The 25,088-nt window shown below is 34.2% G+C and carries 24 protein-coding genes; 10 read left to right on the top strand and 14 right to left on the bottom strand.

Annotation, left to right across the window (positions count from 1 at the left end):
- Positions 1–318: 318 nt before the first annotated feature.
- From HAV12_RS13215 to HAV12_RS13225, 3 genes are all read left to right on the top strand, one after another.
- Positions 319–1,440 carry a serine hydrolase gene (locus tag HAV12_RS13215; RefSeq protein WP_197984799.1) on the top strand — a complete coding sequence of 374 codons (1,122 nt, stop codon included), beginning with the start codon at positions 319–321 and terminating at the stop codon, positions 1,438–1,440.
- Between the two features lie 175 nt (positions 1,441–1,615).
- Positions 1,616–2,245: an SMI1/KNR4 family protein gene (locus HAV12_RS13220; protein WP_171570067.1), complete on the top strand. Its 630-nt coding sequence runs from the start codon at positions 1,616–1,618 to the stop codon at positions 2,243–2,245.
- Positions 2,246–2,360: 115 nt separating this feature from the next.
- On the top strand, positions 2,361–2,636 hold the full coding sequence (locus HAV12_RS13225; protein ID WP_171570068.1) for a hypothetical protein: 276 nt from the start codon (positions 2,361–2,363) through the stop codon (positions 2,634–2,636).
- A 126-nt stretch (positions 2,637–2,762) separates the two neighbouring features.
- On the opposite strand, the gene HAV12_RS22995 is transcribed toward HAV12_RS13225, so the two are convergent.
- The 6 genes from HAV12_RS22995 to HAV12_RS13250 all read right to left on the bottom strand — a co-directional run bounded on the left by HAV12_RS22995 (position 2,763) and on the right by HAV12_RS13250 (position 8,449).
- A complete protein-coding gene (locus HAV12_RS22995; RefSeq protein ID WP_255539357.1) occupies positions 2,763–2,894 on the bottom strand; it encodes a hypothetical protein in 132 nt (43 codons plus the stop codon).
- Positions 2,895–3,093: 199 nt separating this feature from the next.
- Positions 3,094–4,368 carry a hypothetical protein gene (locus HAV12_RS13230; RefSeq protein WP_171570070.1) on the bottom strand — a complete coding sequence of 425 codons (1,275 nt, stop codon included), beginning with the start codon at positions 4,366–4,368 and terminating at the stop codon, positions 3,094–3,096.
- Between the two features lie 137 nt (positions 4,369–4,505).
- On the bottom strand, positions 4,506–5,387 hold the full coding sequence (locus HAV12_RS13235) for a hypothetical protein (protein WP_205423312.1): 882 nt from the start codon (positions 5,385–5,387) through the stop codon (positions 4,506–4,508).
- A 305-nt stretch (positions 5,388–5,692) separates the two neighbouring features.
- Complete coding sequence (locus HAV12_RS13240; RefSeq protein WP_171570072.1) at positions 5,693–6,466, bottom strand: hypothetical protein; 774 nt, start codon at positions 6,464–6,466, stop codon at positions 5,693–5,695.
- 185 nt (positions 6,467–6,651) lie between these two features.
- Complete coding sequence (locus HAV12_RS13245; protein ID WP_171570073.1) at positions 6,652–7,620, bottom strand: hypothetical protein; 969 nt, start codon at positions 7,618–7,620, stop codon at positions 6,652–6,654.
- Positions 7,621–7,819: 199 nt separating this feature from the next.
- Positions 7,820–8,449 carry a hypothetical protein gene (locus tag HAV12_RS13250; RefSeq protein ID WP_171570074.1) on the bottom strand — a complete coding sequence of 210 codons (630 nt, stop codon included), beginning with the start codon at positions 8,447–8,449 and terminating at the stop codon, positions 7,820–7,822.
- Positions 8,450–9,694: 1,245 nt separating this feature from the next.
- Between HAV12_RS13250 and HAV12_RS13255 the strand changes: the two genes are divergently transcribed.
- Positions 9,695–9,913, top strand: a complete 219-nt coding sequence (locus HAV12_RS13255; protein WP_171570075.1) for a hypothetical protein — start codon at positions 9,695–9,697, stop codon at positions 9,911–9,913.
- 232 nt (positions 9,914–10,145) lie between these two features.
- On the opposite strand, the gene HAV12_RS13260 is transcribed toward HAV12_RS13255, so the two are convergent.
- From HAV12_RS13260 to HAV12_RS13275, 4 genes are all read right to left on the bottom strand, one after another.
- Positions 10,146–10,763 carry a hypothetical protein gene (locus HAV12_RS13260; protein WP_171570076.1) on the bottom strand — a complete coding sequence of 206 codons (618 nt, stop codon included), beginning with the start codon at positions 10,761–10,763 and terminating at the stop codon, positions 10,146–10,148.
- Between the two features lie 191 nt (positions 10,764–10,954).
- Positions 10,955–12,412: a catalase gene (locus tag HAV12_RS13265; RefSeq protein WP_171570077.1), complete on the bottom strand. Its 1,458-nt coding sequence runs from the start codon at positions 12,410–12,412 to the stop codon at positions 10,955–10,957.
- 273 nt (positions 12,413–12,685) lie between these two features.
- Complete coding sequence (locus HAV12_RS13270; RefSeq protein WP_171570078.1) at positions 12,686–13,564, bottom strand: dihydrodipicolinate synthase family protein; 879 nt, start codon at positions 13,562–13,564, stop codon at positions 12,686–12,688.
- A gap of 18 nt (positions 13,565–13,582) precedes the next feature.
- The gene (locus HAV12_RS13275; RefSeq protein WP_171570079.1) at positions 13,583–14,044 is read right to left on the bottom strand and encodes a cupin domain-containing protein; all 462 of its coding nucleotides are present in this window, start codon (positions 14,042–14,044) and stop codon (positions 13,583–13,585) included.
- Between the two features lie 97 nt (positions 14,045–14,141).
- Here HAV12_RS13275 and HAV12_RS13280 point away from each other — a divergent pair, with 97 nt between their 5' ends.
- On the top strand, positions 14,142–15,554 hold the full coding sequence (locus tag HAV12_RS13280) for a PLP-dependent aminotransferase family protein (RefSeq protein ID WP_171570080.1): 1,413 nt from the start codon (positions 14,142–14,144) through the stop codon (positions 15,552–15,554).
- Here the strand turns inward: HAV12_RS13280 and HAV12_RS13285 are convergent.
- The 3 genes from HAV12_RS13285 to HAV12_RS13295 form a co-directional block, all read right to left on the bottom strand.
- Positions 15,540–16,151, bottom strand: coding sequence for a MarR family winged helix-turn-helix transcriptional regulator (locus HAV12_RS13285; RefSeq protein ID WP_171571685.1), 612 nt, complete (start codon positions 16,149–16,151; stop codon positions 15,540–15,542). The two genes, HAV12_RS13280 and HAV12_RS13285, sit on opposite strands and share 15 nt — an antisense overlap.
- Positions 16,152–16,232: 81 nt before the next feature.
- Positions 16,233–16,496: a DUF2024 family protein gene (locus HAV12_RS13290; protein ID WP_171571686.1), complete on the bottom strand. Its 264-nt coding sequence runs from the start codon at positions 16,494–16,496 to the stop codon at positions 16,233–16,235.
- A gap of 77 nt (positions 16,497–16,573) precedes the next feature.
- Positions 16,574–16,807, bottom strand: coding sequence for a thioredoxin family protein (locus HAV12_RS13295; RefSeq protein WP_171570081.1), 234 nt, complete (start codon positions 16,805–16,807; stop codon positions 16,574–16,576).
- Between the two features lie 526 nt (positions 16,808–17,333).
- Between HAV12_RS13295 and HAV12_RS13300 the strand changes: the two genes are divergently transcribed.
- The 5 genes from HAV12_RS13300 to hmpA all read left to right on the top strand — a co-directional run bounded on the left by HAV12_RS13300 (position 17,334) and on the right by hmpA (position 22,280).
- Positions 17,334–18,233, top strand: a complete 900-nt coding sequence (locus HAV12_RS13300) for an alpha/beta fold hydrolase (RefSeq protein ID WP_240345157.1) — start codon at positions 17,334–17,336, stop codon at positions 18,231–18,233.
- 152 nt (positions 18,234–18,385) lie between these two features.
- On the top strand, positions 18,386–19,039 hold the full coding sequence (locus tag HAV12_RS13305; protein ID WP_197984800.1) for a protoglobin domain-containing protein: 654 nt from the start codon (positions 18,386–18,388) through the stop codon (positions 19,037–19,039).
- Positions 19,040–19,182: 143 nt separating this feature from the next.
- Positions 19,183–19,950, top strand: a complete 768-nt coding sequence (locus HAV12_RS13310) for an alpha/beta hydrolase (RefSeq protein WP_240345158.1) — start codon at positions 19,183–19,185, stop codon at positions 19,948–19,950.
- Between the two features lie 220 nt (positions 19,951–20,170).
- Entirely contained in the window at positions 20,171–20,866 is a 696-nt protein-coding gene (locus tag HAV12_RS13315) for an SDR family NAD(P)-dependent oxidoreductase (protein WP_171570082.1), read from the top strand.
- Positions 20,867–21,068: 202 nt separating this feature from the next.
- On the top strand, positions 21,069–22,280 hold the full coding sequence (gene hmpA / locus HAV12_RS13320) for an NO-inducible flavohemoprotein (protein ID WP_171570083.1): 1,212 nt from the start codon (positions 21,069–21,071) through the stop codon (positions 22,278–22,280).
- Positions 22,281–22,619: 339 nt separating this feature from the next.
- Here hmpA and HAV12_RS13325 read toward each other — a convergent pair whose 3' ends face one another.
- Positions 22,620–25,061 (bottom strand): sensor histidine kinase, encoded by a 2,442-nt coding sequence (locus HAV12_RS13325; RefSeq protein ID WP_171570084.1) that lies wholly within the window; start codon positions 25,059–25,061, stop codon positions 22,620–22,622.
- Between the last annotated feature and the right edge of the window lie 27 nt (positions 25,062–25,088).

A 25,088-nucleotide genomic window follows, 5' to 3' on the forward strand; every position in this document is an offset into this window, starting at 1 on the left:
ATTCTGCCGACTTGCAGATTAAAAGAAAAAGGCTATATTTCTCATTACTGCAAAAGAGAGATTCCCTAATGATCAAAAACAGCTATTGGGCGAATCTCAATATGCAGTATAATGATACAGCAAGCAACCCTTGTCATTAGCACTAAATCAAAAAGATTTAATATTATTCTTATATTCGCTGAAGGCTAACTTAATTTAGTCCCAAACCCGATGTGTTACCAGAACGTTAGCGCTATTTTGACACAGAATAGGAGAATTCAGAAATCTAATCAATTCCAGCATAAATTAAATATTAAATTAAATATTAAATTAAAAACTATGAAAAACAGTGTCCTTTTTATTTTCTTACTAACATCTGTTTTGTCTCTGGCACAGAACCCGGAAACTGATAGTATTGATATTAAAATTTTAATGGACAGCGCGGCCGGTAGAATGATTAAAAAACCCTTAATTCATTCAACTTCAATCGCCATAGTTTATCAGGGAAAAGAATTTATTGGTCATTATGGAGAATTAGAACAAGGAAAGAATAATTGCCCTGATAATGAAACAATTTATGAAATTGGTTCCTTAAGCAAAACCTTTGCCGGAACACTTGCTGCAAAGGCAGTTCTTGACAAGGAATTGAATATTGAGGATGAGATCCAAAAATATTTACAAGAGGATTATCCAAATCTAAAATACGGGAACCATCCCATCCTTATAAAACACTTGCTTTCGCATACAAGCGGGTTACCAAACATGCTGCCATTAGAAGCAAATACAATACTTCAGGATTTCACAAGCCACAACACTCCTGCTAAAATTAGTGAACTTTATAAGAGCTATGGACAAAAAGATTTTCTCAGAGATCTTCATAAAGTAAAAATTGATACGGTTCCTGGCTACAAATATTCTTATTCAAGCGCAGGCAGCGAGCTTATAGCTTTTATTTTAGAAAAAGTGTATAAAACAAAATATGAAAAACTTTTAACAGATTGCCTGTCTGAAAACATTGCAATGCAAAACACAAAAATTACTCTTTCCAATCAGGAAGCCAAAAAACTTGCAGTTGGGTATCATAGTGATAATAGCGTAATAACATCTCCAATGCCACAATTGCCTTGGGGAGCATCCGGTAATATGAAATCGACAATACCAGATATGGTTAAGTATATAAAATTCCAATTGAAAAATACTAAAATTGTTGCCCAGTCACATAATACAATTGTGAAATTTGACAAGGAGTTCAGTATTGGTTATTTCTGGAATATCGCTACAGATGATAAAAAACTGGGAACCTTTTACGTTCATCACGGTGGAGTACCACGTTCTCAATGTTATATTTATATCGTTCCAAAATACAATCTGGGTGCATTTATAATTACGAATCAAAGCGGTACTGATACAGCCAAAGTTATGGAAGATGCATTAAATGAAATATTTGAAAAATTACAATAAATAAAATAACGTATATGCGCCGTTTGGCAATATGGAGGGCTGAGGCTTAATTTGAAGTTGGTTTTGTGCCTGGAAAATTAATCATTAACCGAAAGTTACGGCTTACTTAGTCCTACATTGACATGCAACCAAACTTTAGGAGATACATTTTAAAACAAATACCAAAAAAAGTAATATGACTGTAAAAAAACTAATTTCAACATTTAAAGACAATCTGGATATTTTCGAAGCCTTAATGAATAAAGGCCTAGAAGATGTTGAAATAGCTGAATTTCAAAAATATGTACAACAGGATTTGCCTGCAGAGTACATTGAATTGTTAAAAAATTATAATGGAGAAAAGCATATTCTTTGTTCCATGGCGGGATTTGGTTTTTCAAATATTGAACAGGTCAAGATAAATTGGGATTCTTTTAATAATGAAGAACAAGATAACAGACCTGAAAAAATTTTCCAGGAGCATAAAATAACACCTTTGTTATTTTCAGATAAGAGAATACCTTTTGCCCACGATGGTTCGGGGAATTTTTTATGCATAGATTACATACCTAACGTAAATGGAAAAGCAGGACAAATAATATATTTACCGCAGGGAGAAGAAGAGCCAATTTCTGTAATAGCTGATAGTTTTAATGATTTTTTACTATTTTTAACAGAATCCATTCAAAATGAAAGTTTGGAACTAGTTGATGAAAGAGAGGATTGGGATCAGGAAGACTGGCATATGGCTGATTTGTATTTTTACAAAACATGGAAAAATGATTGGACTGATATTGCTGATAACTATAATCAAAATCACCAATAATATATTTGCTAACAACCATTTCAACATATTTGTGTAATTGATTTATTCCCAGGTTGTCACGAGAATCCTGCTCTTTACCCAGGAAAAATCAAAAAGTAGTTCTAGATCAATTGCGATGTATTCAACCAAGATATTTTCCGGTTTATGTTTTTTTATAGGTTTGCTGCTTCTTGCAGTTGGTACTTATATGAAGTTAAACAATATTTTATCAATCGGCCCATCCTACAAAACCCGTTTAGGATCCAGTATGAATGCGGAATCCATTGACGGGAATGGAGCTCTATTTTTTGGCATACTCATCTTAATTGTATCGCTGGTTAGTAATCGAATTTATGTTTCCCAAAAGAAAGAGAGAGAAAAAACAATGGAAGAAGAAAATAGCCTTAATTAAAATGGCAGCCACTAAAAAACGGATTCAACTTCCTAGCTCCGATTGCTTCGTCAGTTCGCTGGCGCTTGGGTGAAACGAATAGAGGGAAAAGCTCCTGAAAAATAATATTAGACCTAAAAAATAATATTATACAGATCCATATTTTTCGGCCCTTTTCCAGGTCCTTTTTTTTCCAACTGGCACAACCACAACTAAAACAGCATAATGGAGTTCTAATGTCTGGTTTTTAGATTCTATAGTGTTGTTTGGATCAGCCATTTTCTCCCCTCTTTTAGATTCAACTCGATTTTTAGATTTTGCAGGTAGTAGCTTCACAGGCAATCTATCTTTGGATTTCCTGCCTAAGCGACAGCGAACATACCAAACAAATCTTCCAACTCCAAAACTATTTCAAAATCAGCCAATCAACAACTCAGTTGTAGAGATTTTTAACCTTCTGATTATTAAATATTATTTTTCAGTTTTTAAAGAAAATCTCATATCCCAATTCTATTTTTACAATTATAATATTGAGTTTTTCCTTGATTAAATTTAATCCATCAGTATCAAATAAATATTTCGTTTGGTAGGAAAAGTGATATTGCTTTCCTTTTTTAAAATCTTTGTTATTGGATTTTTTTACCACTTTTATATGAAATTCTATATTGTCAATTTCGGTAGATAAATCAGAATACTTCCTGATACTTTTGATTTCTTCTGCTGTTAACTTTTGATTTTCAAAATCAAAATCAATACAGCCATTTTCTTTTAATTTTTCATAAGTACTTTGGTCAGCCAATACAATTCCGAAATCGCAAAATTCATAAGAGAGTAAATAGAATTTCTTTTGAACATTAGCTTCTGTTAATTCCAAAATTTCATTTAAAACAATAGTAATTCTTTCATTATCGATATAATGGCTATATTTTTGAAAAAAAGTTTTAAAAATTTTATTCTCTATTTCTAACTCAATAATATATTTATCTTCTTTTTCTTCAATAGCTGTAATGGAATAATCAATACTTATATCTAGTAAATTGAAACTTTTCTCAAAAATTTCCAAGTAATCCCTGCCTTCAAAAATACCATCGGGAACATCATAAAAGAATTCCTTATCTGAAATTATATTTTCTAATTTCTCCAATGCATTGTAATGATAAGAATTATTTTGCAAAGATAATTTATTAACATCTAAATAAAAATCTATTTTTTTATCTAAAATCAAAGGTTTAAAATTAGAATTATCTAAATCAATATAAACTATCTCAGATTTATTTTCTTCAACAAATAATGCACCGAACATATTATTGCTTGCTATAGGGATTATATTTTGTACTCGAAATACCGGATAAAACTCCCTGTTAATTAAGTTGATTATTTCTTCTTTTAAAAAGCTTGGATTATTGAAATTGTTGTCTTTACTGTTATAATTTAAAACATTAAACTTCCCAAAATAAGGAACCTCAAAAATAACTTCCTTATTATGTTTTATTCTAAATTCTAAAATTTCTTTAATAGAATTAGGCAATAGCAGGTTATTATTCTCTTCAAATCTGCGTATAGCTTTAAATTTTCCATTATTCAAAAAGGTAATTTTTAAGGTTTTAACAACTGATACAAAACTTCCGTAAATTATCATTAAAAGTCCCATATAGTGAAGCAATGGCACATTCAAAGAATTTAAATAATAGCCAAAAAGGATTAAAATTATACCAATTAATATATTTATTAGGTTTCTTTTTTTAGAGTTCATTTTATGTTTAATTATTAGTGTATGATGAAGCCTTATTGCTTTTTGATCCGGTAAGAAAAATCTATTTTACTCCCCATTAAATTGGTATGAAAAGCTGATTCTCTTGACAAAATAATAATGGTGCCTTTATCTAAGAGCTAGACCAGGTGAAGCCCTCCCGGATAATAAGTAAATTCCCGGGTCGTTTTTTGGAATATTTCACCTCTGTAAATTTCTGTTCTCTCTGTCCAGTTTCCTTTTTGGTCGTATTTATAGTGAAAAGATGTATCTGTGGTTTTAATGAGATTGTCATATTGGTCATATTCAAATAAATGATGGGTACCCATGTACCCGTTGGGAAGGGAAATTTTATCCTCAATTAACAGCCCCCTTTCATTATAGAAATAATAATGGTTGTCAAATGAATCATCATCAAAAAAAGTTAGATATTGTACAAGCTTATCGGTTTCATCAAAAAACAACATTTTTTTACTGGAAACGATATTATTTTTATACAATATATACTCTGTTAAAAAGTTGTTTTTATTGCCATATTTTTCTACAACTTGCATCTGGTCTCTTATGCGTTGTGTCTTGGTGTAATATCCTTTTTTTCCAAAACCGGAATAATCATAAATAATTTCCAAATCGCTGTTTCTGTATTTCTCAAGCATTGTATGTCCATCACTATCGTAATGAACCTCCATACTTACATTTGAATGAATTATTGAACCATCCTCTAATAGTTCTATTCTCAGCTGCTCGTGGGTCTTTATACCCTCTTTTATTTTTATGTATGTATTGGCCAGGCCTGTCCGATGGTCATACTCGAACAATTCAGTGGAGTTATCTGGGAAATAGTGCTTAGAGAGTATTTTTTTTTCTTTAAAATTCTTATATTTTATTTCAAATAGGTCATCCCCTGACACTTCTGTTATAATTTCTTTTTCCCTGTTAAACTCAAAAGAAAAATTTTCTGAGCTTTTTCTGAGCTCCAATACCTGGGTCTCCTTATTAAATTCAAAAGTGGTTTGTTTCATGAATTTGATAGAGCTTTTCAAATTTTTCAGTTTATATTCGAAATATACCTTATCAAACCAGTTAGACATGGTGCAATTTTTTTTCAAGATATTCGTACATCGTATTTATTGAGAGTTTTAAGTTTTAATTAAATTAATTCTAGTTGGTCTTAAATACATGCAAATTTGAGATTACTAGATGCTAAAGCAAAAACCGCATAATAATGCTCAATATATTGGCTAGATATATGAATGCTTCGCGTAATGGTAAAAATCACCCTAACGTTCTGACATTACAGCGGGTTTGGAACTACATCAAGCCCATTTTACTTTTCGTATTGGTAATGTAAAACTTCAACTTCATAATTATCTATCAGGTCAGTTTTAATCTCCTTAATCAAAAGTCCGTCTTTGTCATAGAAAAATTTGCTTTCGTGAATGAACATTGGGTTTTGCAATAACTTTATCTCTTTAGAAAAGAAATTCTTTTTATATTTTAAATTTGGATATGTTATCAATCTATGCAATCTGCCATCTTGATATTCATATTCATTAATTTGGCAATAGCTTTCTGTTTTAAAATTGATAGTTTTTTTTAAAAAATCATTTTCATCAAAATAATATTCAAAATTCTCATCGCTATCAGGAAATACTTTTGTCACTATTTTATTTCTACTTCTAAATTTATAAAATATTGAGTAAATTTCATTTGGATAATAATAATCTTCGCGGACTATTCCTTTTTCATCGTAAGTAAATTTACCTTCATACTTTAATATATCCTTTTTCCCTTCATTTCTAAAATAAATTTCAGCTATTAATTTACCATTATTATAATCAAACTTCTTGCAGCCTGTTTCTGTAGATTCTTCAGGATTTTCATCAAATGAAAATGTTCTCAGTTCCGTTCTTTCATTATTTTCATTATAGAAATGATAACTTACTTTCCGATTTAGAAAATCAATGTGTTTGCACACTTTAAAATCCGTATAAAAATACTTATGACAGACATAGTCTGTACCGGCTCCCTTTGACAATATTGTAAGTTTGCTAATCTCAATTGGTAAAATTCTTAAATTGATTTCTCCTTTAAATTCCATTATTTAGGTTTTATTGCCATCTTTCCCAACGTTTTAACGATACAAGGAGTCTGGAACTACATTACGCCCATTGTCCGGATTTGCCACTCGGGCTAATAACCAACGGGCGAAGCAAATGGTCCCAATAAAAACCATCTTTAAATTTTGCTAAATCCTAAAATTGGCTAGCGTGTGTTGGCAGAATGCTATTTATTAAATTTAACTCCATTAAAATCGATAAAGTAATCTTCTTTATCAGTAGTAACTTTGAGTGAATTTCTACTATGATATTCTACTTTTTTTGCAATTATTTGGAATTTTTCTTTTCCGTATTCAGTGATTAATTTCCATTTCGTATCTGAAATTTTTACTAATATATATTCATTAGTAATAAAATCTATTTCCTTCGCAACGGGAATTTCATGTCTTGAATTAAAAAATAAATCAGTAATTAAATAACTATTTTTAAGATTGAAAACAATAATATTCTCTTTGAAAAAGATTTTGTCAAATTTCAATTCTTTAATTACTTTTCCAAAATGATTTATTATACCGTACTTAGAATTTTGGGGGAAGTTTTTGCTCACTAAAAAATAGTCCTTATCAGTATACGGTTGAAAAACATATGGATAAGAACAAATTTCTGTTCCGTTTTCATTTATCAATATAAAATTTTTGTCAGTAGAATTTCCTAGAACAAAAGTTCCGAAATTATTTTTCCCCTGAAGTGATATGTCATAATTTCCTAAATTCTTCACCATTTCATTTTTATCATTATAGAGCAGATGATCATTACTATCTTTATTACGTACAATAAAAAAACTATTATCTAAATCTTTAGACACCAGTCTATAAAACATTATCCAACTTTTATTTTTTTGAAGCACTTCTTTTTTGGCCATGTCAAAAAGCGTGTAACTGTCATCTGGGGATTTAAAGCTTATAAAGCGATCATCCCCGGAGTATAGTTCATAATAAATAAACTGTGGACTAAAAAGAGTTTTGAATTCGTTATCTGTCAAACCATACAAGTTGCCTTTTTTTGAAATATAACAATCTGTTTGTTTAATTTTAGAAAGTCTGTCAAAACCTAGTTTGCTCGCTTCTGATTCTTCGTTTTGGGAATAACAGCTTATTGAAAAAAATATGAGTATTATTTGTAATAATTTCATCATTAATATTAATTACAGTGTTGTAGTAACTTATCAAATTAACGCAGATGTTTGAGCACTTCTGTTAACGTGCGTATATTACAGCGGGTTCTCGGCTAAATTAAGCACATTGTTCGGATTTGCCTGATTCCAAAATACAAACCCAACTTTCCGTTAAGCCAAATGCCGAAATCCGTTGTAGTAACTATTAGCTGTTATATTTTTATTCAATTACATATATTAATTTCGGAGCGCCTGCATCGTGTTCACCAACTGCTAAATAAAAAGGCTTTCTAAAATTCAATTTACTAAATAACTTTTCGTTCTCAGCCCTTGAAAATGTTTTGTGTGATTCGATTAGTGCTGTAGTTTCAAATAAATTATAAATATCCATTAAGTCATCCCAATCATCAAAATCATCTTCTTTTCCCTGAATTTCTCTTGTCAAATCGTAAAGTAATGGAATTTCACAACCAGGTAAACAAGAAATATTTTCTAAATAATTAAGCCGGTCATCCATAGTTTCAAAAACGGGTGATTCACTTTTATTGTAATTGAAATCGATGCCAAATGTGTCAAATTCTCCGCCGTAAAGTCCACTATGCTCAAAATAAAGCATATTGAAGCTTTTAGTTATGTCTTTATTGTACTTATCATTCAACCAATATGTGTCAATATTTGTTTTCAAATCATTAAACATATTTTCAATATATTGATTGTTGTCATGATCTTTCCAAAGTTTATAAAATTCGGATTGAGTTTTATTCTTTGTTAGTTTTAAACTTTCAGTTACAATTTTTTCTAATTGATTTTCACTCTCTTTTAATCTTTGGATTATAATTTTATTTTTCATTACAGTTTCTTTAATAACAGCTAACTTATATATATGTGTGATAAAACCGCACAAAGCCGCGCAAATTGGGATGGTTATATGTGATAATTGCTACACATTAATAATTTCAAATATATCTTTTTTTTATTATAAATCATCAAAAAGATAGTATTAGGCTTATGAAATTATTATTGAAAAACTAAACCCAACATAAAAAATGGATTCAACTTTTTAGCCCCGATAGCAGTGAAAATCCTTTTGTGCCGTGGTTCGGCACAAAAGATTGGAACGGATAGCGGGAAAAAGCTCCTAAAAAACAATACTAAAGCTCAAAAATATTAAATACAATTCACGATGTTAATCATCCCAATTAGATTCGCCAACAATCCCTACTACCCGATTAATCCTACCCTCCTGATTACCTGCTCGCTATTTTATAAATGCAAATCCTTATTCTGTAAAAAAAAGTAACACTATCCTTTTTAAATTTGACAAAGACAAAGACAAAGACAAAGACAAAGACAAAGACAAAGACAAAGACAAAGACAAAGACAAAGCACAAAGCATAAAGTAAAAAGAACAAAGAACAAACCCCAACAAGCACTGCAATACCGCCCAACCTGCCCCGTGACACCCCCTTTAAAAAAAACAACAGCAATAACTTAATTAAAAAAATAAAATGAAAAATTCAGATACAACGAAAAATTACGATCAGGATGACCGTAATTTTCAAAACGCAGACTAAGACCCAAAAAACACAGGTCCAAAGAGCAACCCCTATGACTCGGAGAACCTTGATAAGGAATCCCAAAGCGATTCGAAAGACATAACCGGGAAGGACATAGAAAAAGACCTTATAGAGAATGATCCATCAAAGGGGTTTGAAACAGATATTTATACTCAAAAGGATGATGAAGCACAAAGCGACACCTTTGAAACCTTAGAACCCGAAAAGGATAATCCAGTGAGAAAGGAATTCGAAATTGGACAGCTTGGCAATGAAGAGCTTAAAGAAGATGAACGCGCAAGGGACGCGTCGCGTCATGGTGCATCCCGCAATACTAAACCTTCTGGGCGAAAGCTGAAAATCTGATCGATTGGACTTCAAAAATAATTAAAGGCATGGAAAAAAATTCTCCACTGTAAATTATATAACACAATAACGGCAATAATGCTCTAATTTTGCAGTTAATAATTCAGCAGTAAAAACAGCGCAAACAGTAGTCCTGTCTGAGTATCTGCATCTGTTCTGGAGATTAGGAAAAAATGAAGAAGTTTGAAATAAAAAATGCAGAGAATGACAAATGGCTGGTATCCCACAACGAGTTCCCTAAATTCACCTGCCTCTTTGAAAATAAAAGATTCAACTATCAAATGACCATTACCGGACTTTCTGGTCCATCTGGTGATCCTAAAGAAGTAAAGCTGCTTGAGAAAATGGAAAAATGGCTAAAGCAGTATCATAAGGATAAAATAAATGGTTAATACCGGAAACAAAAAGCCGTATTTTAATTCTTCGATTATTTAAAGATTTCATTACATAGTTGTATATGAAGTAGTCATATCAGATTATTGGTCCGTTTAAAGCCATCCAATATTGTAAAAATCGATATATGACAACTAAATTAATTGAAACTCTATTGACTTGTATTTTCTTCCAGTATTATATGATTGTAATTCTAAATTACAGCATAGATTAATCGCAAAAAAATCTATGTTACCGCAGCAGTTGTTCTAATTTAGTTTTTATAATATCCTCATTTTGATGACCGAAGTATACTCCCGAGATATCGTAATTTTCATCGAAAATAATAAATGACGGAGTACCCTGTAATTGATTGAGTGTAAATGTTTCTGCTATTACAGGAAGCTGAGCGTAATGTGATTTTACTTTTGCCACTAAAATCTCTTTTTCTATCTGGGAAAAATTTGCAAAATTAGGAATGGCGCTACACATTAACTCAATCTTATTTGAATTAAGCAATTCTGCGCAAGGCGTCATTCGATCGAAACCGACAGGAAAGATAGGAATCTCTAAATAGTTGGAAAGCTCAAATTGTGTATTGTAATACTTTTTGGTTTCCCCCACTAGTGTACCATTATCCAATAGTAGTTTTAAGTTTGCTTCATTATTATACTCAAAGTCTTCAAAAGCAGTAGCAACTCCAATAAACCCAAACTTATCTTTATATGATTTGTAAAGATCATTCATCATGGGAATTCCATATATAAAGCAGCCCGGACAATTTACCTGAAATACAAATGCTAGATTTACTTTCTCTGCTTTGAATTTTCCCTGAACTAATTCCTGAGTATTGAGATGAAATTTTGACATTGCTGCTATTTAAATTGATAAATATACTGTGTTACGAGTTAATATGATGAAGACCAGCATAACAGGCATTTAGAAGTACAGTACAAAAGTAGTCAGGACTACTAACTTCTTAGTAGTCCAGTTTCTACAATAATTCAGATTTTCTGGTTTTTAATTACCTTATTCCAATATTTTTTTACTTAATCTTTCGCTTATGACAGCGCTTCACCAATGTCAATTCCCAAGGCCTTTGCTACGCCTTCCCCGTACGCAGGATCGGCTTTATAGCAATTTTGAATGTGTCTTACCTGAATAAATTTCTGGGCTCCTCCTACTTGGCCGGCAGTATTTTTGAACAACAATTGTTTTTTCTCCTCTGTAAGCAAGCGGAATAATAAACCCGGCTGTGTGAAATAATCAGTATCATCCTCCCTGAAATTATGTGCATAGGCATCGCCGTGAAGCTTTAGTGGCGGTTCTTTAAATTCAGGCTGCTGCTGCCATTCGCCAAAACTGTTTGGTTCATAGTGTTTACGGCTTCCATTATTTCCGTCCACACGCATGGCACCATCACGGTGGAAAGTATTGTACGGGCATCTTGAAGCGTTTACCGGAATTTGGAAATTATTTACACCTAAACGATAACGGTGCGCATCTCCGTAAGAGAACAAACGCGCCTGCAGCATTTTATCCGGTGAAAAACTAATTCCAGGAGGTACATGCGCCGGATTAAAAGCGGCCTGCTCTACTTCGGCGAAATAGTTTTCAGGGTTTTTATTTAATTCGAATTCTCCAACGGGAATCAGCGGAAAATCGCCTTTTAACCAAACTTTAGTTAAATCGAAAGGATGAAAGCGATAATGCTCCGCCTCTACTTCTGTCATAATCTGAACGAACATTTTCCATTTTGGAAAGTTTCCTTCTTCAATAGCATCAAATAAATCTCTTTGATGGCTTTCTCTGTCACCACCAACTAATTTTGTGGCTTCTTCATCAGAAAGATTATCAATTCCTTGCTGCGTAACAAAATGAAATTTTACGTAATGTCTTTCATTTTGATGGTTTATAAAACTAAAAGTATGGCTTCCAAATCCGTGCATTTGCCTGTACGATCTTGGAATACCGCGGTCGCTCATCACAATTGTAATCTGGTGTAATGCCTCGGGCAATAAAGTCCAAAAATCCCAATTGTTATCAGCACTTCTCAAATTGGTTTTGGGATCACGTTTTACCGCATGATTTAAATCAGGGAATTTCATTGGATCGCGGAAAAAGAAAACAGGCGTATTATTTCCCACCAAATCCCAGTTCCCTTCATTGGTATAAAATTTCAAAGCGAAACCACGAATATCTCTCTCAGCGTCAGCAGCACCCCTTTCCCCTGCAACGGTAGAAAAACGCACAAACATATCAGTCTTTTTACCAATTTCTGAAAATAAATCCGCTCTTGTATATTTTGATATATCATGAGTTACCGTAAAAGTTCCATAGGCCCCAGATCCTTTTGCATGCATTCGTCGCTCGGGAATAACCTCGCGATCAAAATGTGCCATCTTTTCTAAAAACCAAAAATCTTGCAATAAAACAGGTCCGCGAGGTCCTGCTGTTTGGATGTTTTGATTGTCCGGAACCGGAGTTCCTGTAGCAGTGGTAAGTTTTTTATTTTCCATTGGTTTAGTAATTAAGTTAATACGAATTGCCCTAGTGGTATATAAGTTAGGTTACATTCCAGCTTTCAATTCTAATACCAAACACACAAAATGCTTATTTTCAACACATTATAAACAATCAATGAGGCTTAGTTTTTTATATTTCGCTAATAAATATGATTCAATTGTGAAATATGATAACTAGTATGTCCGAGAAAGATGCTATTGATAATTACAAGATATAAAAGGAGCGACCTGCTTGTGGCTGCTCCTTTTATTAATTGCTATTAATTACTAAATGGAATCAAGTATTGTTTTAAGCTGGCTTACTTCCTTGTCCGTAAGAGGCTGAAGAGGATTTCTTAATAATCCTCCCTCAACACCTTGAAGATTAAGTCCAGATTTGATCGCTCGTGGCAGACCTTTCTCAACTATGAATCGCAATAAGTTAATCTGTTTATAAAACAGTCTTTGCGCCTCCTTAAAATCATTTTTCTGGACAGCATCATATAAAGCAATATTCAGCTCTGGAATTAAATTGGGCGCCGCTGTACACCAGCCTGTAGCGCCGGCTGCAAATGCAGAAAGTGCCAGTGGATTCGAGCCATTATAAAATGCAACATTATCACCTAATTCTTTTTTTAAATAATGCATTCTTTGAATATCCCCAGTACTTTCCTTTATCATCGTTACGTTAGGAATTTCAAGAATACGTTTCAATAGATCCGGTGACATATCCACTCCTGCTGTTGCGGGGTTGTTGTACGCCATAATTGGGATCGAAATATGCCTGGCAACTGCATCATAATGTTTTACAATTTCATCATCACTAAGTTTCCAGTAACTCATAGGGATAATCATTACAGCATCGGCTCCGGCTTTTTCAGCAGATTTCGCATGGTAAATAGTTCTTTCTGTAGTAAGGTTTGAAACTCCCACTAATATAGGAACCCGACCATTCACCTGTTCCACTGTGGCAACTGTTATGGCTTCCTTTTCCTCATCATTCAAATAAGGCATAACCCCTGTGCTTCCCAGCGGGGCTACCGCATGCGATCCTGACACAATTAATCTTTCTAATAATTGTTTGTAAAGCAGGAGATCAACTTTTTCATTTTTATCAAATGGAGTAATTGGATAAGCTATAATACCTTTAAACTTTATATCTGTCATTTTCTGTTTTTTGTCTTTTTATAAATCTCTTCCTTCTTCTTCTCTTAAGGCTACACCTAGGTTTTGTAGTTGCGGTGCATTTTCAGTAGCAATATATTTAGCACTTTCAACATCGCTTACATTCTGATGCCTGTGCCATGTCCAAGCTGGGATATAAACCGCATCACCTGCCTTCCACTCTACTTTTTGATCTTCAATCTCTGTGAAACCAGCACCTTCAATCACATAAAGCAATGTCTCGTAGGTATGTCTGTGTCTGTTTGTTAACTGCCCTGGCAATAAACCTCCGATAGTCATGCTAACATTTTTACTTGGCAGGTCAACAAAAAATACAGGATGTTTTCTCTCGGTTGAAAACTGATTATGCTCTCCTGCATTTTCTACATTTCGGTGAATTAATTTTTCAGGCATAACAAAAGTTGGCCTTGCAAATGTTTGGTGAAAATCTTTAGACGAGAATTTTTTTTCATTCGTTTCCATATCAAATTTATTTTAATTGCTGCAATATTGCGTGGCAAAAATATTGTAACTTTGGTATGTTCATATGATACAGTTTTGATATAAATAGATAGTCCAGATGTTAAGACCTTGGCAATTTGAAATTCAGCTTGATAAAAAAATTGAAAAAGCATTATACCTTCAGATTGCTGATGCAATTATTAATGCAGTAAAATCAGGCAAATTATCTAGTGGTACTGCACTGCCCGGCAGCCGTCAACTTGCTGCACTTATTAATGTGAACAGGAATACGGTAATTCTTGCATTAGAAGTTTTAATCGCAGAAGGCTGGCTTGTGACGATTGACCGTAAGGGAACTTTTATTGCCGATATAGTACCGCAAATTAATTCCAGTGCAAAAAACCCGAAACAGATAAGTCCCGCAGTTGAAGACCACAAAATTAATTTGACCTTTGATGATGGTCTGCCCGACAGTCGCCTAGCACCCATGAATGATCTGGCGAGCGCTTACAGAGAAATATTTAATCGAAAATCACGATGGCAAGTTATGGGTTACAGTTCTGAACTAGGAAACTTGGAATTTAGAAAAGCCATAATTCAAATGCTGAACTTCAAAAGAGGCATGAATGTATCGCTGAGTCAGATCTGTATTACTCGTGGAAGCCAGATGGGAATGTATCTAGCAGCACATTGCCTGCTTTCCAAAGGAGATTTGGTAATGATTGAAAACCCTGGTTATAAACCTGCCTGGCAGGCATTTGAAAATGCAGGAGCAGGACTGCTTCCTGTAAGTGTTGAAGTTGATGGGCTAAGCATGAATGAAGTTGAAGATTATCTCAAAACCCATGCAAACATTAAGGCCATTTATGTCACCCCGCATCATCAGTTTCCCACCACCGTACCGATGAGCCTTAAAAAAAGATTAAAACTTATCGAGCTCTCCAATCAATATGGATTTACAATAATCGAGGACGATTATGATAATGAATTTCATTTTGGCCAGCGCCCTCTCTTGCCCATCTCAAGCTACAACAATGTCCGTCATTATATTTACATTGGAACTTTAAGTAAAATTGTTGCTCCTGCCCTTCGCATCGGTTTCGCAGTCAGTTCTGCAGAGAATATTCAGAAAATAGCCTGTCATCGGCAAATAATTGACGTACAGGGTGACAATATTATGGAAGAGGCTGTCCTTCATCTTATTAATGAGGGCAAAATCAAAAGGCATCTAAAAAAAACAAATCTTATTTATAAGGCAAAACGAGATTATTTTGAAAGCCTCTGTGCGCTTCATCTTAAAGACAAAATTACTTTTAATAAACCCGAAGGAGGTCTGGCATTCTGGATTGTTCCCAAAAAAGAAATTAATATCCAGTACATTTATCAAGAGCTGTTAAGTAAAGGTATCAAAATAATGCATCCCGAAAAATTCAGTTTTGGCAGTCCTGTATCGGGTTTTAGATTAGGATATGCGTCGCTTACGGAACAAGAGTTGGAACAAGGTATAATTGCACTCTCAAAATGCCTGTAAACGTGTAGGCTTATGATCTGCGCAGTCCAGCCTTATTCCGTTTTTCAGTTCCAAATCCATTAACCTGCAATGCAGCTGTCCATTATTAGAGGAAAAGAAAATACAGCTGTGGCAGGTACTTTGAACATTTATTATTTGAATGTGATTGAGCTGCTGTACAATGGAATTTATAGTATTCCATAGAATCTGCTTTTCGGTGTTTGATGTGGAAGCTACAATATCGTAAAGTGGATCCGTAAAATTTTCCGTCAAAAGAACAGCATTCAAACCCTCCTGAGTTAATGAAATTGTAAAACTTCTGGAATCATTTAAATGTACCTGCTTAAAAAGGTATTTTTTCAGTTCCAAAATCTTGATGGTATCGCTGACCGTGGCTTTTGTCAAATTAAATTCTTTTGCCAGATAACTTACTGTGGATTTATCTCTAGAATGGTATTTTATAAAAATCATAAGCTGAATCTGCAGAGGAGTCAAGCCTGAATGTTTAGCTTTTTCCCATAACAAAACCCTGAAAACCTGAGAAAGGCGCTCCAGCCCGGCTACAATTTTACCGTCTAGGCTGTTGTTTTGAATTTCTAAATCAAAAATTTTCTTCATTGTATCTTCTGAAAATAAAATAGACTGAAAGCCCCCAACTTTCAGTCTATACATTAATAATTACCATAAAAAAGGAAATCATCAATAACAATTTTCCATTTCGATAATAGAAAAACCATTCTTTAAAATTTGTTCCTCTACCGCCGCAGGAGCTTTGTCAATATGGCAAAAAGAGCATTCCTTTGAAGTTAAAGGCTGCCCATCCTGCAATACCGTTTTTAAATAGCTTTTACCATATTCAAAAACTTTATCGGCATCAACTGTTTGCTCATCAACCAGTATATCGAAATGCATAATTTTTCCGTCTTTTCGGGTTACATAGGTATCCCACACTGCTACTTTCATATCTTTAATTTTTATATTAATAATCATAAAAAACAAATTAAAACCTCTTTAGATTTCCTCTAAAGAGGTTTTAAAATTTAACTGGCTACATCTTCCATTGAGGCGCCAAAATTGATGTGCAGCACATTTCCTGTTGGAGTTACCAATGCTGGAACTGATTTTAGTCCTGCTTTTTGAGCTTCTTGGATTCTTGATTTGTCTGTACCAAGATTTACTACCTCTACATCCGCGGGATTAATTAAATTTAAAATATCCTGTTCTGCACTTACACAAACTGGACATCCAGCATGATAAAAAATTGATTTGCTCATTTTGATTTGTTTTTAATTGTACTTAATTGTCAGACAAAATTAGTAAGCTTACCTAACTAATATTTAGACCAGTTTTATCATTTATACCAAACAACTGGTCCACTTCATAAACACCGAAATTTATTATCATCTAAATTTTCAATGTAACCCGTGCAGGAATTGTGCCTAATACTGACTAAACATTTAGAAGATTCTTAACTCCACATCTCACATATATAATTCACTACACACAACTTAATTACCTGAATACCAACAATCAAAATCACTTTAAAATTTGTTTTATTTCATAACTGCTTTAACAATATTCACTTTATATCACAAATATTAGATTTTATGATCTTGGTTAATAGCCGTAAATAGTGGAATTACAGATTGGCACATTATTAGAATACATGTGGAATTAGATATTCCAAACATATTTGTCAGATGCATTTGCCACAATGAATATAGCTGGTTCATTATTCAAATTTGGAAATCAAAAGCAATTTTAAATCCACTAGAGTTTATAACATTTAAATAACAGATTATGAAAAATTTACTTAGCTTTTTAATGATACTTATTGCAGCATCTTTTGAAACTTATGCCCAAAAAGCAATAGAATCGAAAACACAATTTGTAGAAGTACAGGGCAGAAAATTAGCCTATAGATCCATTGGCAAAGGTATACCTGTAATTTTTGTTAACCGTTTTAGGGGAACATTGGATACTTGGGATCCGTTGTTTCTGGATAAAATGTCCGAAAATTTTAATGTTATAACTTTTGAGTATACAGGAATTGGCTCATCAACGGGCACATTGTCCACAGATATTAGTGTTGTTGCCAAGGATGTAAAAGATTTAGCAGAAGCATTAAAATTAAAAAAAGTTATTGTTTTAGGCTGGTCTTATGGAGGACTTGTGGCGCAGGCAGCCACATTACTATATCCGGATTTGATAACCCATTCCATACTCATTGGAACTAATCCGCCGGGAAAAAATGAAATTCCATTAGAAAAAGCTTTTCTGGACGTGGCATTAAAACCGGTAAACAATTTCGATGATGAAGTAATTCTTTTTTTTGAACCTTCATCACAAGCCAGTCTCGCTGCTGCCAAAGCTTCGCACGACCGCATAGCACAAAGAATTGACGTTTCTAAAATACCATCTAAAATGGAAGTTTTCAACCTGTATCTCACTGGCGGGGTTGCTTTTTCAGAAGACAAGCCAAATTTCAGAGAACAGCTAAAAAACACCAAAACCCCACTCTTAATATTATGCGGTGATCACGATATAAGCTTTGCAGTCGAAAACTGGTATCCTTTTACCAGAAAGCTACAGAACGCTCAAATGATCTTATTCTTTCAATCCGGGCATGGGCCACAGCACCAATATCCTGAACTGAGTGCAAAATATATTACTGATTTTATTGTACTTAATTCAAAATAATAAGACATGCTATTCTGTAAAAGCAAAACTAGTATAACTGCTTCTTCCAGAAACAATGTAGGGGATATTAAGCAGTGAAAACTATTTTGTAGTCCGCATTCTCTGTTGACTAATGATGAAAAAGAAATTATTAACCTAAAACTATAAATCAAATGAAAGCTAAATTTTTATTACTAGTAACCATGCTGATAATCTCAGCACACATTAACGCCCAGCAACCGCAAGTACCCAGCGGGTATACCTATGGGACCAAAGAGATCAGTAAATCTCCTTTTACCCTTGAAGAATTAAAACTCCTGCAGCAGTCCCTCCTTTTCAGTGATGAAGATCTTAAATATCTTCGCATGAGCCATGACATATTGAAAGGCCAGACAAATGAAATTTTGGACGTATGGTATGGGTTCGTTGGCGCCACACCTCAACTAGTTTACTTTTTTGGAAATAAAAAAACCGGTAAACCCGACGCTGAATACTTAGCAAAAGTCAGAGAACGTTTTAAAATGTGGGTATTGCAGACAGCGGAAGCAAATTATAATCAGGACTGGCTTAACTACCAATATGAAATAGGCCTGAGACATTACACTACAAAGAAAAACAAAACAGACAACGTCAATTCTGTACCCATTATTAATTATCGCTATATTCCGGCGCTGACGATTCCTGTCATAACCACCCTTAAGCCTTTCCTGGCAAAAACTGGAGCAAGTGCTGACGATGTTGAAAAAATGCAAAATGCATGGTTAAAAAGTGTTTTACTGCAGACGATACTATGGGGACAGCCCTATTTGAAAAAAGGTGAATTCTAAATTAAAGCAGTCAAAACACATTTAACACGCTTGGTTTATTTGGATTAAATTGTTATTACTATGATTGGATATACCCTCTCGGTGCTCCCTTTAAGGTAATTGTTTACTATTGATGATACTCTTAATAATTAAAATTTACTATTATGAAATCGAAATCGATTATCCTAATACATGGGAACTTTGTAAACGACTCTAGCTGGGCAAAATGGAAAGACCGTTACGAGCAAAAGGGTTATACCGTTTACACACCCGCTAATCCCGGCCACCAAGGAATCCCTTCTGATTTGAGAAAACAAGTTCATCCAGCTCTTGCAAAAACGGGTTTTATAGATGTGGTTAATAACATTGTTCGTCTCATTGAAAGCCTGCCTGAAAAACCCTTAATTATTGGACATTCAATGGCAGGCATGGCAGCGATGAAATTATTAGAACTTGGGCAGGCAGAAGCAGCAGTAAGTATTGACGGCGCCCCTCCAAAAAATGTATTCCCTCCCTTTACCACGTTAAAAGCAGTATTGCCTGCATTTGGTTTTTTTTCCTCTAAGAAATATTATATGGGCAGTCGGGACTGGTATGACAAATGTTTTTTTAATACGTTGCTGGAAAGAGAACGGGCAAGTGCTTTTGATAGTATCGCCGTTCCTGAGAGTTTTAAAGTAAGCCGTGAATTAGTATTAAACTCTTTCTCTAATATTAATTTCAGTAAACCGCATAAACCTATTTTATTTATTGGAGGCGGCAGTGATAATATTTTTCCGCCATCTCTCACAAAAACACTGGCAAGTAAATACAAAGATCACCATAGCCGAGTAGACTTAAAGATTTTTACCGGAAAAAGCCACTTTATATGCGGCGAATCAGGTTGGGAAATTGTAGCAGATTATATTTTAGACTGGTATGAGAAATTATAAAAATTATTAATTTCAGTATTGGCAGGTTTATAAAATTGCCCTGCGTTGATTTACAAAAAAGTTTTCACAATCTTTTTCTAAGTAAAAAACAATTGCCTCTAAAATGCCCTGAATTTCTTTTCCATCCTGCATACCTTAAAGAATTAGAAGAAGCTCATCTGATATTATCAGGTCAGGGACTATTATTTAACAGCATTTTTTATGTACTAAAATTGTAATTATGAAAACTTATAAAAATACCGTTCTTATCACAGGCGGTAGCACAGGAATCGGGCTGGAACTCGCCCGATTACTTTCTGCCCTGGGAAATAAAGTGATTATTACAGGCAGAGATAAAATTGAGCTCCATCGCATATCACGCATTCATAAAAATATTGAAACTCTATACTGTGACCTTACCTCTGAAGATGATGTAGAAAAAATGATCCTCAAAATTCATAGTAAGTTTCCACAGCTCAACGTATTTATCAATAATTCGGGACAGTGCTATTTAGAGTCAAAAGAACATCTTACAGCCCAATGCCCAGATATACTTTTGTCGGAATATCTTGCAGGAATACGAGTTGCGGAAGCACTTCTTCCACTTCTCGAAATGAAGCAAAAAGCCACTATTATAGATACTTCGATGCTGACGATAGGTTTTCTCCAAAACACAAGCATATTCAGTGCAATTCAAAACATTACAGATTCCTATAATAAATTATTAAGACATAAACTTAGAAAATCAAAAGTTGAAGTTCCCGACCTGCAGGCCTATCTTTTCTTTGATCAGAATTCAAGTCCCGTAATTGTTGCCTTACGTCTCATAGAAGCAATCTACAATAAAAACAGGGGACTTCCATCCTTCCCTGAAAACACTTATGACTATGTTAATACAGCAGGATTCTCTCAGAATTTAAACAATCAGGTAAACTAAGCTTCTTAAATACATTAAATAAGTCATTGTGATGAAAACAGTAGTTTTCATACCGAGAGTTCACTTTGTCAATATTAATCCACACCTTATGATTTGAGTCATAAAGCGGAGCGATTCGCTCTATGTAGTTTTGTACCTGTAATTAAGCACGCAATTATTTGTACAATCAGATAAAGTATTATTATAATTTAAAATTTACAATATGAATGTAGATCAAAAAGAGCTCATAAAAGCTACCATACCTATTTTAAGATCCAACGGCGAGGATCTGACCAATTATTTCTATGCCAGAATGTTTAAAAATCACCCGGAATTAAAGAATATGTTTAATATGGGAAATCAGGCAAATGGAAAACAAAAATCTGCTTTGGCAAACGCAGTGCTGGCCTATGCCGAAAACATCGAAGACCCAAGCGTACTGATTGGTGTGCTTAGAGGAATCGGAACCAAGCACAGGAGTCTTAACATCCAGCCAGAACAATATAACATCGTTGGAACGCAGCTTATCGCTTCCATAGCCGAAGTTGTTGGCGAAGCTGCAACACCTGAAGTTCTTGATGCATGGACAACAGCTTTTTTTGAGCTTGCACAAATTATGATTGACCTGGAAAAGGAATTATACAAGGAAAATGCAGCAAAACCCGGAAGCTGGAACGGATGGAGAAAATTCGTAATCAAAAAAATTGTAGAGGAATCTACTGAAATTAAATCATTTTATTTATATCCTAAAGACGGCAGAGAAATTACTGACTTCCATTCAGGACAATTCATAAGTGTCCAGGTCTTCGTTGAAGAACTAGGCCTGTTACAACCAAGACAGTACAGCCTATCAAGTGCGTTTAATGAGGAATATTACAGGATTTCAGTAAAAAAAGAAACTGGAATTGCATCAAATCCATCGGGTATGGTCTCCAATACGCTGCACTCAAAATCAGAAGGTGATGTAATTTCAATCTCAGCTCCGGCAGGTTTGTTTCACTTGGAAAAAGATTCTGAAAGCCCGCTTGTGCTGATAAGCGGCGGAGTTGGTCTCACTCCCATGCTGAGCATGCTCGAAACCAATCATGCTTCCCTTGAGAATAAAAAAACAATCTGGATTCATGGCTGCAGAAATGAAGCTGTGCATGCCTTCAAAGATAAGATAGAGCAATTGAAAGGAGATGCAAAATGGCTCGAAACATTCACGTTTTATGATACTGTGGAAAAACACGAAAATAGCTCAAACGAAATAATAATGGGACGTGTTGATCTTCATAAATGCAAAGAAGCAATTCTGCTGGAACAGGCCAAATATTATATCTGTGGTCCTGAAATTTTCATTAAAGCACAGTACGAAGCTTTAATCGAATTAAAAGTGGATAAGGGAAATATTTTTTACGAAGAATTTGGCCCGCAATTAATAAATTTAAATTAGGCGTGAAAACAGCTGCTAATTATTTTCGAAAAGGGTCTTTGAAATTTATAAAAAATCTAATCACGACTTTCTTCATAACCTTGACTTTAGCTTGGATTAACTGTGCAGACAAATCTGTTTTTTTATCATTCTGGATGCGTTCGTGGATTGTTGCCGGGATGATTTCAAACTTCTTTTCCTTTATAATATTTCCCTCTAAAAAGTAAAAAGATAAAAGCCTTCAATGTCTTGAAGGCTTTTATATGTTAAAGAAATCAAATTTCCTTTTAAGACGTAGAGTCAAGAATTTTAAACTTAATTATCCGGAGTTATTAAGTACAGTTGTCCCTTTTGTTAAGCTCAAGGATTTTCAGAATCTATTTCAGGTTTGGCTTCGTACTTTCTGTCGATTGGAAGCTCAGGAACAAATTCAATTTTCAGAATCGTGCCATTATTATTTTCCATTGAAAAATTTCCTTCCAAATCATCTGTGAGCCCTTTGATTAGACTCATCCCGAATGAGTCTGCCCTTACATCTGTAAAGTCAGTATCAATTCCGATTCCATTATCAGAAATTTTCATTAGATACTTATCGTTTGCGGATGCTTCCAATGACACATAGATAAAGCCTGCTGCATCATTTGGAAAAGCATATTTAATTGAATTGGTAATAGCTTCATTTAAAATCAATCCCAAAGGCACTGCCTGTGATACATCTAGTTCCAATGGATCTACCTTTACTTCAAAACGAATTCTCTGTCCAAGGGAAAAGGATTCTTTTAAATATGCAACAAGCTCTTTTATATAACTCGGCATATTTATAGTTGCAATATTCTCAGTCCCATAGAGTTTTTGATGAATGAGTGACATAGAATGTATTCTGTGCTGGCTGTTTCTTATCGCTGAGAGTGCTTTGTCATTATCCAGATAAGCGGACTGCGAATTTAAAAGGCTTATAACAGTCTGCAGATTATTTTTTACACGGTGATGGACTTCTTTTAGCAGCCATTCCTTTTCATCAAGAAGGTGTCCAAGATTAATGTTTTTCTGATTGATTTCTTTTTCTTTGAGCTCCAGTTTGGAATTTGTTCTTTGTTTCAGGCGGTATCTGTTAAACAATAATCCGATAACTAACAGCAGCAAAACCAGACTCCAAATAGAAACTGTATTTAATAGCTGTGATTTCTTAAGCTCACTTTCCTGCAGTTTAATTTTCTGCTCTTTATTCAATGTTTCGTACTGAATTTTTAATTCCTCTATCTGTTTGTTTTTAGAATTATTCGCAAGGGAATCATACATTCTTTTGTAGCTCTGAAAATGTCCTAGAGAGGAACGGTAGTCACCACTTATGGAATCGATTTTATATAGTGAATATTGATATAAATCGGAATCAAAATTATACTTGTTTTCCTTGGTGATTGCTTTGATCTTATCTGTAATAAGCTTTGCATTTCTTGCATCATTTCTTTTAGCATAGAAAAAGGCCATAGCCGTATAAGAATAAACAACATCACGGAAGGTTTCTTTGGAATTTAGTTTTTCAGCAAATAACGCCATCTCCTTGAAATACTTTTCTGCAAGGGCATCATTACGCAGATTATCATAAGAGGTTGCTTTGATAAAGTTAAGGCTCATTTTTTCAAAATCATTTGCCGGCCCGATTTCAGCGGTCATCTCGTCAAGATATTGCAGAGCTTCTTTATATTTCCCTTCTGAGGCCAATGCCCTACAGGCATTTAAAAAGGCTTTGTACCATCCTGAATTGACTTTATTCTCCTTACTGAAACTAATGCTTTTTTTAAATAAGTCAATTGCTTCCTGGTTATAGCCCATCATCCCGTAAACTGATCCGAGCCTCCTGTAATGTATATCGGCAAAAGTATAGTCTTTTGTGGCATCCATTCTTTTTACACTTTTTAAGGCATAGTAAAGAGCCGCATTGAGATTTCTTTCCTCTATCTCAATGAACACCAATGTTGCTTCGGTATACTGCTCATGTTTAAAATTAATACTGCGCATATCGATCAAAGTTCTGTACATGATCTTCTTGGCTTCATCGAGCTTTCCTGACCAAAAGATGATCACCGTCATTCTCATTTCTGCCTCGATTAATTTTTCCTTATTCTTGAGTTCCTTATATAGTGCGAGAAGTTCCTGCATCACTTTTAATTTCTCAGGCTCCATCGGAGACATATAAATTGACAGTGTATTAAGCGCGTACGCAAGTGCGTTCTTATCATTAAGTTTTCGGGAACCCTCTACGGCCATCATAAAACATTTTCTGCTTTCTGGCATATTTTTAATCTGAAAATAATATTTACCAAGGAGCATCAGACTTTCCAGTTCCCATTTTTTAATTTTAAGCTTGCCGCTTAACTCCACAGCCTGATCTATATAAATTTTTGCATTTTCTAAATCAGCTGGTTTTGCTCCAGATTTAAAAATATAGAAATTAGATAGCTGGTATAGTAACTTAAGACGGTCAACACCTTTTAAACTTGCCAGAAGACGATTTGCAGATTTAATGTCGCCCTTCTCAATAAGTTCGCTGCCTGCTAATTTTGACCCGTCATTATATCCTTCATCATAGGCCAGTAAAAGAGGAAATTTATAGGCTTTACAGGTCAGTACTACTGCGCTGTCATTGTCTATTAGTCCCTGGTTAGAACTATATAGATACATAGAACAGGCCTGAATAAGCAGTCTTTTTTTAGGAAGATCATACTTTGCCACTGAAGGTATCTGAGCAAACGATGAAAAAGCAAATAAAAAAAACAAACAGGAAGTAAAGAATTGTTTCATAATTTTTTAAATATCAGATTATAAATT

It is taken from the genome of Flavobacterium sp. CLA17 (assembly GCF_013112255.2).
Lineage (GTDB): Bacteria > Bacteroidota > Bacteroidia > Flavobacteriales > Flavobacteriaceae > Flavobacterium > Flavobacterium circumlabens.